At 73.1% G+C, this 13991-nt stretch carries 12 protein-coding genes; 5 read left to right on the top strand and 7 right to left on the bottom strand.

Translation table 11 applies throughout. The features are described from left to right. Positions 1–16 precede the first annotated feature (16 nt). The 4 genes from QUG93_RS10540 (at position 17) to QUG93_RS10525 (ending at position 4536) form a co-directional block, all read left to right on the top strand. Positions 17–1150, top strand: a complete 1134-nt coding sequence (locus QUG93_RS10540) for a thiamine pyrophosphate-dependent enzyme (RefSeq protein WP_289473851.1) — start codon at positions 17–19, stop codon at positions 1148–1150. Positions 1151–1239: 89 nt separating this feature from the next. Continuing rightward, a complete protein-coding gene (locus QUG93_RS10535) occupies positions 1240–2199 on the top strand; it encodes an alpha-ketoacid dehydrogenase subunit beta (RefSeq protein WP_289473893.1) in 960 nt (319 codons plus the stop codon). A 31-nt stretch (positions 2200–2230) separates the two neighbouring features. Next, on the top strand, positions 2231–3844 hold the full coding sequence (locus QUG93_RS10530; protein WP_289473850.1) for a dihydrolipoamide acetyltransferase family protein: 1614 nt from the start codon (positions 2231–2233) through the stop codon (positions 3842–3844). Between the two features lie 119 nt (positions 3845–3963). Next, positions 3964–4536: a GNAT family N-acetyltransferase gene (locus QUG93_RS10525; RefSeq protein WP_289473849.1), complete on the top strand. Its 573-nt coding sequence runs from the start codon at positions 3964–3966 to the stop codon at positions 4534–4536. A 34-nt stretch (positions 4537–4570) separates the two neighbouring features. Here the strand turns inward: QUG93_RS10525 and QUG93_RS10520 are convergent, their stop codons facing one another. The 7 genes from QUG93_RS10520 to QUG93_RS10490 all read right to left on the bottom strand — a co-directional run bounded on the left by QUG93_RS10520 (position 4571) and on the right by QUG93_RS10490 (position 13032). Continuing rightward, positions 4571–5221 (bottom strand): ATP-binding cassette domain-containing protein, encoded by a 651-nt coding sequence (locus tag QUG93_RS10520; RefSeq protein ID WP_289473848.1) that lies wholly within the window; start codon positions 5219–5221, stop codon positions 4571–4573. Beyond that, on the bottom strand, positions 5218–7242 hold the full coding sequence (locus QUG93_RS10515) for a hypothetical protein (RefSeq protein WP_289473847.1): 2025 nt from the start codon (positions 7240–7242) through the stop codon (positions 5218–5220). Before QUG93_RS10515 ends, QUG93_RS10520 begins: the two co-directional genes overlap by 4 nt. Before the next feature lie 24 nt (positions 7243–7266). Further along, on the bottom strand, positions 7267–7662 hold the full coding sequence (locus tag QUG93_RS10510; protein WP_289473846.1) for a lactococcin 972 family bacteriocin: 396 nt from the start codon (positions 7660–7662) through the stop codon (positions 7267–7269). A gap of 92 nt (positions 7663–7754) precedes the next feature. Beyond that, positions 7755–9035, bottom strand: coding sequence for an alpha/beta hydrolase (locus QUG93_RS10505; protein WP_289473845.1), 1281 nt, complete (start codon positions 9033–9035; stop codon positions 7755–7757). Beyond that, positions 9032–11065 carry a bifunctional lysylphosphatidylglycerol flippase/synthetase MprF gene (locus QUG93_RS10500; RefSeq protein WP_289473844.1) on the bottom strand — a complete coding sequence of 678 codons (2034 nt, stop codon included), beginning with the start codon at positions 11063–11065 and terminating at the stop codon, positions 9032–9034. Before QUG93_RS10500 ends, QUG93_RS10505 begins: the two co-directional genes overlap by 4 nt. Before the next feature lie 142 nt (positions 11066–11207). Continuing rightward, complete coding sequence (locus QUG93_RS10495; protein ID WP_289473843.1) at positions 11208–12413, bottom strand: histidine kinase; 1206 nt, start codon at positions 12411–12413, stop codon at positions 11208–11210. Next, the gene (locus tag QUG93_RS10490; protein ID WP_289473842.1) at positions 12406–13032 is read right to left on the bottom strand and encodes a response regulator; all 627 of its coding nucleotides are present in this window, start codon (positions 13030–13032) and stop codon (positions 12406–12408) included. The genes QUG93_RS10495 and QUG93_RS10490 overlap by 8 nt, the downstream gene beginning before the upstream one ends. A gap of 147 nt (positions 13033–13179) precedes the next feature. On the opposite strand from QUG93_RS10490, the gene QUG93_RS10485 reads away from it, so the two are divergent. Continuing rightward, positions 13180–13914 carry a GntR family transcriptional regulator gene (locus QUG93_RS10485; RefSeq protein WP_289473841.1) on the top strand — a complete coding sequence of 245 codons (735 nt, stop codon included), beginning with the start codon at positions 13180–13182 and terminating at the stop codon, positions 13912–13914. Positions 13915–13991 lie beyond the last annotated feature (77 nt).

Below are 13991 nucleotides of genomic sequence, written 5' to 3'. Positions count from 1 at the left end.
CGTTACGCTGACCGACATGTCATTCCACGCCGCGGCCCCCGCGACGGCCACCGTCCGGATCCTCGACCCCGAGGGCCGGTTCGTGGAGACCGACGAGAACGCCGAGTACGCCGCCGTCGCGCGGGCGATCCCGGACGAGACCCTGCTGGCGATGCACCGCCGCATGGTGCTCACGCGTCGGTTCGACCACGCAGGCCACAACCTCCAGCGCACCGGACAGCTCGGCCTCTGGGTCCCGAGCCACGGGCAGGAGGCAGCGCAGGTCGGATCGGTCTTCGCGCTCCGGGCACAGGACCACGTCTTCCCGTCGTACCGCGAGCACGCCGTCACGATGCACCGCGGCGTCGAGCCGATGGAGATCATCGCGATGTACCGCGGCCAGACGCACGGCGGATGGGACCCGGACGAGCGGGGCAACACCCACATCTCGACGCTCGTGATCGGCTCGCAGACGCTGCACGCCACCGGCTACGCGCTCGGCCAGCAGCTCGACGGCGACGTCGGCACCGGCGACCCCGACCGCGACGCCTGCACCATCGTCTACTTCGGCGACGGCGCGACCAGCCAGGGCGACGTGAACGAGGCGTACGTCTTCGCCGCCTCGACGAAGGCCCCCGTCGTGTTCTTCCTGCAGAACAACCACTGGGCGATCTCGGTCCCGGTGTCGGTGCAGTCCCCGACGCCGCTGGTCGACCGCCCCCGCGGCTTCGGCATCCCGAGCGTCCGCGTCGACGGCAACGACGTGCTCGCGTCGTACACGGCGTCCCTCGTGGCGACCGACCACGCCCGCTCCGGCCAGGGCCCGGCGTTCGTCGAGGCCGAGACCTACCGCATCGGCGCGCACACGAGCTCCGACGACCCGACCCGCTACCGCCTCGACGACGAGCTCACCTCGTGGGTCGAGCGTGACCCGATCGCCCGCTCGGCCGCGTACCTCCGCAGCCGTGGGATCACCGACGAGCAGCTCGCACGCTTCGACGAGGAGGGCGAGGACATCGCCGCCGACGTCCGCCGCCGCACCGTCGCCCTGACCCCGCCGCCCGTCGGCGTCATGTTCGACAACGTGTACCGCGAGCCGCACCCGGTCACGACCGCGCAGAAGGCCTGGCTCGAGCAGTACGAGGCCGGTTACGAAGGGGGCTCCCACTGATGAGCACCACCGAGCAGCTCTTCGACTACACCCTCCGCGCCCACCCGGGCGCCGGCGAGGTCCCCAGCGAACCCGTGCAGAACCTGCCGATGGCCAAGGCGCTCAACGCCGGCCTGGCCGCCGCCATGGCCGCCGACGACAAGGTCCTGCTCATGGGCGAGGACATCGGTCGTCTCGGCGGGGTCTTCCGCATCACCGAGGGACTGCAGGAACGTTTCGGCGCCGAGCGCGTCCGCGACACCCCCCTCGCCGAGGCCGGCATCATCGGCACCGCGATCGGCCTCGCCCTGCGCGGGTACCGTCCGGTCGTCGAGATCCAGTTCGACGGCTTCGTCTGGCCGGGCTTCGACCAGATCACCTCGCAGCTCGCGAAGATGCAGAACCGCCTGCCGGCGCACATGTCGCTACCGGTCGTCATCCGCATCCCCTACGGCGGTCACATCGGTGCCGTCGAGCACCACCAGGAGTCCCCGGAGGCGTACTTCGCGCACACCCCGGGGCTGCGCGTGGTCAGCCCGAGCACGCCCAACGACGCGTACTGGATGATCCAGGAGGCGATCGCGTCGAAGGACCCGGTCGTGTTCCTCGAGCCGAAGTCGCGCTACTGGCCCAAGGGCGAGGTCGACCTCGTCGACGGCCACGTCCCGATGCACACCACCCGCGTCGCCCGCACCGGCACCGAGGTCACCCTCGTCGGCCACGGTGCGATGGTCGCCACGCTCATGCAGGCGGCGGACATCGCCGAGGCCGAGGGCACCAGCTGCGAGGTCATCGACCTCCGCTCGATCTCCCCGATCGACTGGGAGCCGCTGCTGGCATCGGTCCGGAAGACCGGCCGCCTGGTGATCGCGCAGGAGGCCTCCGGCTTCGTGAGCGTGGGCAGTGAGATCGCCGCGACCGTCGCCGAGCAGTGCTTCTACACGATGCAGGCACCGCCGATCCGGGTGTCCGGGTTCGACGTCCCCTTCCCGGTGTCGAAGCTCGAACACCTGCACCTGCCGGACGCGGACCGTGTCCTCGAGGCCGTCGACCGCGCCCTCGCCTACTGACCGAGCCGACCGAACGTTCGAAGGAGCCGCAGTGCCCGCCGCCGAATTCCCCCTGCCCGACGTGGGCGAAGGCCTGACCGAGGCCGAGATCGTGCAGTGGCGCGTCGCGATCGGGGACGAGGTCACCGTCGACCAGGTCCTGGTCGAGATCGAGACCGCGAAGTCGCTCGTCGAGCTCCCCTCCCCGTTCGCGGGCACCGTCACCGGGCTGCTCGTCTCCGAGGGCGACACCGTCGAGGTCGGCAAGCCGATCATCCGTGTCGACTCCGACGCGCAGGCCGCGTCCGGCACCGAGCAGCCGGGAGGCGCGACGCGGGTCGCCGACAGCGTCCCGGCCTCGCCGGACGTCCAGGCCACCCCGCCTGCCGCCGTCCCCGCACCGGCTCCCGTCGCGCAGGCACCGGCAGCACCCGCCGCCGTCGCCCCGGCTCCGGCGCAGCAGACGCCGCCCCCGGCGGCCCCTGCGGCTGCGGCTGCGGCGCCCGCCCCCGCTGCCTCGCAGCCGAAGCACGCCGCACCGGTGCAGCCGGTCGCCGACCACGCCACCGTCGTCGGTACGGACGAGTCGTCCGGCGCCGTCCTGGTCGGCTACGGCTCCGCGACCACGTCGCCGTCCCGCCGCAAGCCGGGTGCGCGCCGGGCCGCAGCCCTCGCTGCCGAGGCGAGCCGTGCCTCCAGTGCGGATGCCGTCGCCGCAGCCGAAGCGGCGGCCGACGCTGCCGAGGACTCCATCTCGCAGGCGGTCGAGGCGCAGGGCACCCGCCCGCGCAAGGCCGTCGTGTCCGGGATCGTCCTGGCGAAGCCGCCGATCCGCAAGCTCGCGAAGGACCTCGACGTCGACCTGACCGAGGTCGTGCCGACGGGCCTCGCCGGCGAGGTCACGCGTGACGACGTCATCCGGCACGCGAAGCAGGCCAGCGTCTTCCGGAACATCGAGACCCCCGAGTGGGGCGATGTGCGCCGCGAGACGATCCCGGTGAAGGGCGTCCGCAAGGCCATCGCGAAGGCGATGACGACGTCGAAGTTCACGGCGCCGCACGTGTCGCTGTTCGTCGACGTCGATGCGACCCGCACCATGGAGTTCGTCGGGCGCCTGAAGTCCTCGCCGACGTTCGCCGGCGTCAAGGTCTCGCCGCTGCTCGTGTTCGCGAAGGCCGTCATCTGGGCCGTCCGTCGGAACCGGTCGGTGAACTCGACCTGGACCGACCAGGAGATCATCGTCCACCACTTCGTGAACCTCGGCATCGCCGCGGCGACCCCGCGTGGGCTCATCGTGCCGAACATCAAGGACGCGCAGGACATGTCCCTGTTCGAGCTCGCGAAGGCGCTCGAGGACCTGACGCTCACCGCCCGTGACGGCAAGACGACGCCGCAGCAGATGGCGGACGGCACCGTGACGATCACGAACATCGGGGTGTTCGGCATGGACACCGGGACGCCGATCCTCAACCCGGGCGAGGTCGCGATCGTCGCCATGGGGACGATCAAGCCGAAGCCGTGGGTCGTCGACGGCGAGGTCCGGTCGCGCATGGTGACCACGATCGGCGCGTCCTTCGACCACCGGGTCGTCGACGGCGACGTGGCCTCGCGCTTCGTGCACGACATCGCCTCGGTGCTCGAGGAGCCGGCGCTGCTGCTCGACTGACGCCTGCACGCCCGTCCTGGTCCGGCCCCGGGCTGCGCGAAGCCGCAGTCAGGGGCCGGATCACGCGGACGTCGCGTGGTGTTCACGCGGTTGTCGGTGGCGCGGGTGATGATCGGAGCATGGCCCACCAGCTCCTGACCCCGCAGCAGGAGATCCGGACGGATCGCCTGGTGCTGACACCGCTCACGCCCGCCGACATCGACGACGCGCACGCGGTCTTCTCCGACGCGCGGACCTGGGCGCATCTGCCCTCCGGGCGGCACGCCGACCGTTCGGCCACGGTCGACCTGGTGCAGCGCAAGATCGGCGGCCGTGCGCGGCACGGCCTGGGGTCGTGGACGGTCCGGACGTCGGACGGCGCGTTCGTCGGTGTCGGCGGTGTCGACATGACGGCGGCGGGGGTCTGGAACCTCGGCTACCGGTTGGACCCCGCAGCCTGGGGGAACGGCTACGCCGGTGAGCTCGCATGCGCAGCCGTGGCCGAGGCGCACCGCGCGGCTCCCTGCGCGCCGGTGACCGGTCGGGTGCTGACGAACAACCCGGCGTCGGCCGCTGTGCTGCGGAAGGCGGGGCTCGCGCTGGTCTGGCAGGGACCGGCGTCGGTCGCTGCCCCGGACGGTGTGCTCGGTCAGGTCTGGACCGATCGCGAGCTGACCGACGAGCAGTTCGCCTGGCTCGTCCGCAACGCCTGACGAGGCGGACGGCGCCGAGGAACGGGTCTGCTGATCAGGTCCCGCCTCGGTGGTCCCGAGGGTCCCGCAGCGTGATCACGCGTGCCGTGCGCTGCGTGACCGACGGAGCGTGTGTCGCGATGAGGACCGCGGCACCCGCGGCCGCGAACGACTCCAGCTGATCGAGCACCAGCGCGGCGTTGTCGGCGTCGAGTGCGCTGGTCGGCTCGTCGGCGAGGATGACGGACGGCTGCTTGACCAGGAGCCTCGCAAGCGCGACGCGCTGTTGTTCGCCGCCGCTCAGCTCATGGGCGCGGGCGGTCGAGCGACCGCCGAGTCCGACCTGCTCGAGCGCCGGACCGGTCGAGAGGCCCCGACGACGGCCGCGCCCGGTCGGTCGGGCGAGGTCGACGTTCGCCCCCACGGTCGCGTCGTGGACCAGTCCGAAGTCCTGGAACAGGTAGCCGATGTGGTCCCGGCGGAGCAGGCGCGCGCGGCGTGCGCTCCGTCCCGCGTCCACACCGCCGATGCGGATCGTCCCGGAGTCGACCCGGTCGATGTGGCCGACGCAGTCGAGCAGCGTCGACTTGCCGCAACCGCTGGGGCCCGTGAGTGCCACGACCTCGCCGGCGGCGACCGAGAAGGTGAGGTCCTCCCAGAGCGTGCGACCGCCCCGCTGCTTGCTGATCCCTCGTGCCTCGATCATCGCGCCTCGTCTCCTCGTGATCGGTCGGTCTCGCGCGCCGTGCCGAGGACGATGGACGTGCTCAGGATCGACACGACCACCGCGGCCGTGACCGCGAGCAGGGCCGACGGGCTCGCGGCCTGCGTCAGTGGGTCCAGCACCGAGAGATGCCCCGCATCGTCCAGCCGGAGCCGGGACCACGCCACTCCGGCTGCCAGTGCTGCGAGGACGACCGACACGACCTCGACGGTCAGCAGGTCGCCGTCGGCACGGACGGGGTGGACGCCCGCGACGGTCTTGGCGAACCGGGCACGGCCGTACCGTCGACGATGGGCTGACGTGGCGAGCGCGGCGAGTACGACCGCCACGACGGCAGCGCTGACGACCGCAGCAGCCTGGGCGACGACCGTCCGTCGGGCATCGCGCGCCGTCTCGGCGGCCGCTTGCCCGACGTCCACCACCGCGCTGATCTCCGAGCCGACCCCGGCAGCGGTGATGGCCCGCTCCGCGTGGGCGCGAGAGCGGAACACGACGTCGCCGGTCGACAGCCACGAGCCGAGCTGGTCCGCCGAGAACGTCGTGGCCGGCGTCGGGACGACCACCAGGACGGCGTCGTCGAGCCAGCCCCGCACCGAGCCGCCGTCCGGGTAGGTCCAGAGCTCCGGCGTACCGAGGCGCCCGACGGTGACGTCCCTGCGGGCCGCATCGGGCGCATCGCGGAGGTCCCAGCCGGTGAGCGACTGGACCAGTGCGTCCGGATCGAGCCGGCTGTGCTCGGGGATCCAGACGGTCGGTCTCGACCCGGCGCGGATGCGGGTGCCGTCTGCCGCGCGGACATCCTGGAGCCGGAGGTACTCGGCGTCGACGAAGAGCGCGGGCACCCCGGCGTTGCCCGAACCGGTCGAGACCTCCTTGACCGCGCTGAGCAGAGCGTCGTGGTCCTGCAGCGCTCCACCGGCGAACCGGCCGAGCCGGTCCCAGTACGCCTGCGACTCGATCGGTCGGGGGTCCGGCGTGATCCACAGCTGCACGGCGGTCCCCGCCGCACGGAGGTCCCGTTCGGTACCGGACGTCCGCGCCACGACCTCGGCGCCGACGAGACCGCTCACCGCGGCGACGAGCAGCAGCGTCGCCACCAGGCGTGCGGCGTGCGCGAGGCCGACGACCCCGCCCGGTGGCCGCGACCCACGGAGGGCGTCGACCAGGGGGCGTCGGCAGGCGAGGAGGACGCCCGTCGCGTGCGCGAGCACCACCGGCGTGAGCAGCGCGGCGCCGAGCACCGCGGTCGCAGCGACGAGTGCCGGCCACTGCGCTGCGCCGTTCACGAGCCAGATGCCGACGGCGACGATCGGGGCCCCGACGAGCACGACCGCCACGCTCGTCCGCAGTGCTCCGAGCTCCTGCCGCAGGATGCGCACCGTGCTCTGCCCGTGTAGTCGGCGGACCGCACAGCGCCGCGGGGAACCGACCGTCGCGACCAGGCACGCGGTCGCTGATCCGAGCACGAGGATGCCGACCAGTCCCGCGGTGCCGTCGACCGTCTCGCCGATGCCGAGCCGGGCCAGGAGCGGGATCGACTCGGTGGCCGCTCCGTAGCCGACCGAGGCGAAGGCGCGGACCAGGTCGTGCCGGGCAGCCTCGTCCCCGAAGAGCTCGTACGTGCCGGTCGGGTCGACGCGGTCGAGGTCGGACATCGGCTGGACCCGGGTCGACACCGCGCGGGAGAAGTCCGGGTAGCCGTCGTCGAGCCACTGCTCGCCGAGCGTCCCCGGAGCGTCGGTCACGAGCGCTGTCCGGCGACCGTTCGGGTCCGCGCGGTCGGCGATCATCCGGACGACGGTCGCGTGGTGTTCCTCGGCGACGCGGCTGATCGCTCCGGCGATGATCCGGTTCGGCCGCGCCGCGCCGTCGAGGGAGACGGTGATCGAGGACGTCGCGCCGACCACGCCGGACTCGTCCTTCTCGACCAGCCCGACGAACGCGAGCACGAAGGCGAGGACGGGTGGGATCGCGTAGACGAGCCTCAGCGCGCGGGATCGCATACCGTTCTCTCGAGCCTGACCGGTTCAGCAGTTGTGGTAGTACGCCTGGTTCCCGCTGGACTTCTTCGGCGTTGCCGCGTAGGCGTACCGACCACCTGCGACAACGGTGACGCGCTTCGTCTTCTTGCCGACCGCGGTGGCGCCGTGGCAACGCTTCTCACGGAAGTAGTTCGACCACACGTCTCCGCCGCTGACGCCCCACTGCCAGAAGCTCCCGCCCCCGCCGTCACTCCGCTGCTGCCCCGAGGACCGGCGCTCGCCCGTCGTACCGGCGCCGGAGTCGGGGATGACCACCCCGCCCGCCTCGGGGCCGTGCCCGAGGACCTCGGTCGGGCTGGCGACCGCCACCGTCGCCGTTCCGCCGACCAGGCCGATCGTCAGCGCGAGGCCGAGCAGGACCTGCTTCCCCTTGTGTTCCATGTCGTCGTCCTTCCGTCCGTCTGACGTGTCTGCTCACCGTCACAGAACGGGAGGCTGACGTCAAAGATCGGATGTACGACATTCCGACTGGATCAGTGCTCCGCCGCGAACAGGGCGTCCGCGAACGGTGCCACCTCGGTCCGGAACGACCACTGCACCGTGTTCCAGTCGTGCCCGCTGCCCGGAGCGGACCCGATCGTCACCCGGGCTCCTGCCGCCCGCGCCGCGTGCCCGAGCTTCCGGGCGTTCTCGCTGAACTTCCGGTCGGACGACCCGGCGGTCAGCCAGAGGGCGTGTCCGTCGAGCCCGTTCTCCCGCATCTGTGCGATCGGTGCAGCAGCACGCCACGCCGCCACGGACCCGCCGAACGCCTGGTCGGCGCTGTGCTGCGGCCCCTGGTCGATCGGCTGGAGCTCGCTCGACACCGCCAGCGCCGCACCGAACTCCGACGGGTGCCCGGTGAGGAACTGCATCGTGCACGTGCCGCCCTGCGAGAACCCGGTCAGCCCCCAGGCCTTCCGGTCGGTCGTCGCCGGCATGTTCGCCGCGATCCAGGCCGGGACGTCGTGCATCACGTAGGTCGCGACGTTCCCGAGCCGGGAGTCGACGCACATCGTGTTCCTCCCCGGCGCGGAGAGCTGGTCGACGCTGACGACGATCGGCGCGCGACCGTCGTGGGCTCGGGCGTACGCGTCGAGCGGTTCGGCGAGGCGACCCGCGGTGAACAGGTCACCGGGAGCGCCGGGTTGCCCCGAGAACGCGATCACGACGGGCAGCGGACGGGGATCCCGCACCAGGGCCGCGGGCGGCAGGTAGACCACGGCCGGTCTGGCGTCGAAGTGCGAGCGGGTGCCGGGGATGGTCGCGGTCCGGACGACCCCGGCGGTGGGCATCGTCCCGAGGGGAGCGGCGTCCGGGTCGTAGGCCGGCCACGGGTCGCTCTGCACGACGGTGCCGAGCGTCGGGTACTTGCCGAACTCGACGTTGATGCCGAGCGCCGGCACGAGGAGCGCCGCCGGCACGAGCACGATCGCGAGCGCCCGTCGCCAGCGGCCGCCCTGCACGACCCCGGTGACCGCGAGCGCCAGCGCGGCACCGGCGAGCGCGCTCCACATCTGCGTCACCGGGCTGAGCGCGACCCCGAACAGGTCGACGACGTGGGTGGTGACCCAGCAGGCCGCCACCACGACGAGGGCGGCGACGACGGCGATCGCGGCGCGGGTCCCGACGCGTCGCCAGGCCTGCCGTGACCGCCACTGCCGGACGGCGGGCAGCAGGACGGCGACGGCCAGGACGGCGAACGCCAGGTCGGCGGGGACCAGCTTCGACGGTGCCTGCAGCTGCGTCGCCAGGATCCACTCGGTGGGACTCACGAGCGGGCGGCCTGCTGCTTCGCCGCCGGGGCGACGTGCGCCTGGCGGAGTGCCCACAGGTGCTTCGGACGGAGCCCGGGCACGTAGGCGCTGGTCAGGGCACGGGCCACGCGAGGAGCCTGCAGGGCGCTCGGGACGACGAGCCAGAGCGGCTCGTGGCTCGCGCCGAACTTCTCCTTGAAGCGCTGCAGCGACCGGAAGCCGTAGACGGGTTCGAGTGCCCGGGCGAGCAGCGCGGAGCCGCGTGCCACCCACGAGCCGGCACCGGCGTGCGGGGCGAGCGGCGTGCCGGACAGGCTGATCGTGGTGAGGCCCGCCTCGCGGGCGCGCAGGGCGGTCCGGGCGATCAGGAACTCCATCACGCCGGGCATCCCGTCCTCGCCGCGGCGCATGACGTCGAGCGTGTACCCGGTCAGGGTCCCGTGCTCGTACACGGGCAGCCAGCTCGTCACCGCGGTCACCCGTCCCTCGGCGGTCACCGCGAGCAGCAGCCGGACGTCCGGGTCGTCGAGCTCGTGGAACCCGCCGAGCGTGAAGCCCATCTCCGGAAGACGGCGGTCGGCCGCCCAGCGGGTGCAGATGGCCTCGACCTGCGCGCGCCGGTCGGCGTCGAGGGCGGCGAGCGTCGTCCACTCGTCACGGAGCCCCTCGCGGTCGGCGCGGTTGGACGCGGTCCGGAGGTCCTGGCGCTTCTTGCCGCGCAGGTCGAAGGTCGTCACGTCGAGCACCGACTCCACGCCGACGGGGAAGGACGCCCACCCCTCGGCCGCGAGGATCGCCCGCACCGGCTCGTGCACGCTCGTGAACGCGGGGGTCCAGCCGTTCCGCTCACAGGCCCGGGCGAAGGCGGTGACGACCTCGGCGCGGTCGGCCGCGGCGCACGCCGGGTCCGAGACGGTGAGCGCGACGTCGCCGTGCACCCGGTACGCGACCGCGCCGCGTCCGTCCGGGTGCGTCCAGGTCGCGTTGCCGCGCCAGGTGCCCATGTGCCCGAGCGTGCCGGCGTCGCCGTCGCGGAGCATGCCGAGGTAGTCCTCGCCGCAGGTCGACGTGGCGCGGAAGCGGGCGCGCACGAGCTGACCGCGGAGCACCACGATCGCCAGGAGCACGGCTGCGGGGACCGCCCATGCGCCGAACAGCGTCACCTGCCACTCGACCTGGTCGGTCGTCAGGCCCTGCCACTGCACGAAGCCGTCCTGCAGCGGCTCGATGAGGAACACGTCGGCGAGCACGGCGGACAGCGTCACCAGCAGGCCCCCCGCCAGCACGAGCCCGGTGCGACGTCCGCGCTGCACGAGCCAGGCCGCCCCGATCAGGAGCGCCCCGACGAGCACCGTCGCCCGGTCGCTCATGGCGTCCGCGAAGGGCGACAGGACGCCGTCCGGCTCCGGTACGACGAGCGTCACCAGGGTGCCGGCACCGAGGGCGACGAGCGTCGCGACGACGACCGAACGAGGGTGGGCGACGACGGTGCGGTCCGGGCGCGGTGCGGTCGGTGTCGGCCGGGAGGCGCGGCGCACCACGAGCGCACCGGCCACGGTCCCGAACAGGGTCGCCAGGGCGCGCGCGGTGTCGGACCCGTGACCGGCGAACAGCACCAGGGTCAGTACGACCGTCCAGAGGACGGCGCGGAGGCGACGCCGACGTGCCGTCGGCATCGTCGCGGACGCCGCGGCGAGCAGGGCGGTCGCGACGGCGGACGGGGCGAACAACGGCTCACCCGCGGCGGTCTCGGCGTGGGCCTCGCCCATCGCCGCGCCGACCGTCACCGCCAGGTACGTGACACCGACGGCGGCCAGGGGTGCGCCCGCGCCGACCAGCACCGTCCGCAGGGATCCGAGGGTCCGCTCGGCGAGCACCGTCGCGGCCACGACGACCGCGAGGGCCGCCCAGGCGACCGGGGGGTGGTGCGGGAAGTCCGGTTCGGCGTGGGCGATGCGTGCCGTGACGGCGAGCAGGACCGATGCGGCTGCGACACCGACCGAGACGGGGTGTCGGCGGGTGCTGGCGACGAGAGCTGACTGGACCACCCTGCCATCACAGCCGGACACACCGGGCCGGCGCATCGGGCGGTGGCGTGAACACCGGTGGCCGATCGGCCACCGGGCGTCCCCCGGAGGGCTGGTGGCCGATCGTCCGCGGATCGGTCGGACGCTGCCCGCTCGTCCGCCGTCAGGGAACGGGGACGCTCGGTCGGTGCTCGACCGGCAGCCGCAGGTGCAGGGCGAAGCCGTCACCGGGTTGCGGCCCCAACTCGAGTCGCCCGCCCAGCAGGGACGCGCGTTCGCCGAGCCCGATCAGGCCGAGCCCCGAGCCGGGCAGCTCGAGCCGCTCGCTCCGTGCCGGCCCGTTCACCAGGTCGACGAGCACCTGGTCGTCGTGCAGCCGGCCGCTCACCCGGACGCGGGCGCCGGGCGCGTGCTTCCGGACGTTCGTCAGGCCCTCCTGCACGAAGCGGTAGACGGCGCGCTGCACGGGCAGGGGCAGGGAGTCGGGCAGGTCCACCGCCACGTCGGTCTCGAGTCCGCTGGCCGCGACGAGCCGCGGGAGGTCGGCGAGCACCGGTTGCGGTGCGATCTCGCGGTCGGTGCCGCCCGAGGCGCGGAGGACCTGGACCATCTCGCGCAGCTCCTGCAGCGTCACGACGCAGAGCTGCCGGATCGTCCGCGCGAACTCCCGCTCGCGCTCGTCCCGCCCGGCCATCTGCACGCCACCGGCCTGCACGGCGATCAGGGTCACCTGGTGCGAGACGACGTCGTGCATCTCGCGGGCGAGCAGGGCCCGTTCGCGGGAGAGCGCGACCTCGGCGGCACGGCGGCGCTCCTCGGCACGGGACGCCCCGAGCTCCGCGATCCGGTCGACCAGGTCCGCCCGGGTCCGGACGAGCAGCCCCATCGCCAGCGGCCCGAGCGCGAAGATGAGCGCGTAGACGATCGAGACGACGATCTCGCCGAGCTGCTGTGGTGGCCCGACGACGAACCCGCTGAACCCGACGAACTGCACGGCCGCGGCGAGCAGCATCAGCCACCGCCGGTCGGTGCGCTCGCCGAGGGTGAAGAGCGCGATGCTCGCCGCGACGACACCGGAGCCGACGAAGAGTCCGGGCATGGTCAGGGCGAACGTGAGCACGGGCAGGCGGCGGCGCAGGACGAGCGCCGCGGCGGCGATCACCGAGAGCGTGATCTCGGTGGTCGTCGCGCCGGCGATGTCGAGCACCGCGTCGACGACCGCGGCCGCGAGGAAGACCGCGTCCACCAGCCACCAGGGCGCGGGGTGCGCGCGCGCACGGCGCAGGCCGACGCCGATGAGTGCGTCGAGCCTCCCGTCCGTCCGGGCGAGCAGTCCGCGGACGCGACCCGGCCGGACCGGCTCAGCCATCGAGCAGTCCGGCCTCGGCCGCGCGCAGCGCGAGCTGGACACGGGTCGTGACGCCGAAGGCGGACAGCAGGGCGCGGACGTCCTCCTTGACGGTCCCGGTGCTCACGCCGATGCGCTGGCCGATCTCGGGGTTGCTCGCGCCCTCGGCGACGAGTCGCACGACGGCGTGCTCCCGGGCGGACAGGTCCGGGGCCGGCGTCGTGGTGCGGTGGGAGAACAGACGGGTGCGGTCGAGGCCGGGTGCCAGGACGATCCCGCCGCGGGCGAGGGCGCGGACGTACTCGGCGAGCGACTCCGGGTCGGTGTCCTTGAGCAGGAACCCGGCGGCGCCCGACTCCATCGCCTGCGCGACGACCTGGGTGTCCGTGTCGAACGTGGTGAGCATCGCGACCGCCGGCGGCTCGGGCAGCCCGCGGAGCGCGGCGAGCACCTCGAGCCCGTTCACCCGCGGCATCCGCACGTCGAGCAGGACCACGTCGGGCGCGTGCCGGCGGACCGTCTCGACGGCGTCGACGTCACCGCTCGTGGCGACGACGTCGATGTCCGCCGCCGCGCCCAGGATGAGTTCGAAGCCGTACCGGACGAGGGTCTCGTCGTCCACGATCACCACCGAGGTCACGCGCGTCATCTTGTCACGGCGTTGGCGTTCTCCGGACGAATCGCTACTGTGAGAGCAACTGGTCATGTCCGCCCAGTACCAGCTGCGCGACCAGTTGCCGGACCCGGTGGACCAGTACGACAGCGAGCTACGGAGCACGAGGACCGCATGACGAGCCGCATCACCGAGGGTGCCGAACCGAAGCACCAGCAGTTGCGGCGGATCCTGCTCGACCTCGCGACCACACGGCTCGCACCCGGCGCGGCCATCCCCTCCGAACGCCAGCTCATCGCCGAGTACGGCGTCTCCCGGATCACCGTGCGCGAGGCCCTGGGACAGCTCGTGAACGAGGGGTACCTGGAGCGGGTGCGCGGCAAGGGCACGTTCGTGGCGCACCGACCCGTGCAGTCGACCCTGCACCTGGCCTCGTTCACCGAGGAGATGCGGGCACTCGGGCACGTGCCGACGACGGTGGTGCTCGTGCGCGAGGAGCGCGTGCCGCCGGTCGACACCGTCGCGGCCCTGCGTCTCGGCGAGGGGGAGTCGGCGTACCACCTCAAGCGCCTGCGGATGGCGGACGGCGCCCCGGTGTCCATCGACGACGCGTGGTTGTCGGCGTCGGCATTCCCGGGGCTGCTCGAGCAGGACCTGTCCGGGTCCGTCTACTCCCTGGCGGCGGACGAGTACGCGACGCCGATCGACCGGGCCCAGCAGACGGTGGCGGCGAAGCCCGCGGCCGACGACGTCGCGACGCTGCTCGGGACGAGGACCGGCGCCCCGGTGCTCGAGTTCGACCGCGTGTCGTACTCGGGGGACCGGCCCGTCGAGCACGCGCGCTCGTGGTACCGCTCGGACCGGTACCGCGTGCAGATGGAGGTCACGGCGACCCGGTCCGTCGCGTAGCGCGGGTGCCGACGGCGCCGCGAGCCTCGGCCCTGCGGACGTCTTCGCGGCACCTGGCTCGCGAAACCGTCCGCAGG

The sequence above is a fragment of the Curtobacterium caseinilyticum genome (assembly GCF_030363035.1).
Taxonomy (GTDB): Bacteria; Actinomycetota; Actinomycetes; order Actinomycetales; family Microbacteriaceae; genus Curtobacterium; species Curtobacterium caseinilyticum.
The sequence above is the reverse complement of the archived record's forward strand: the minus strand, read 5'-3'. Positions and strand labels throughout refer to the sequence as shown.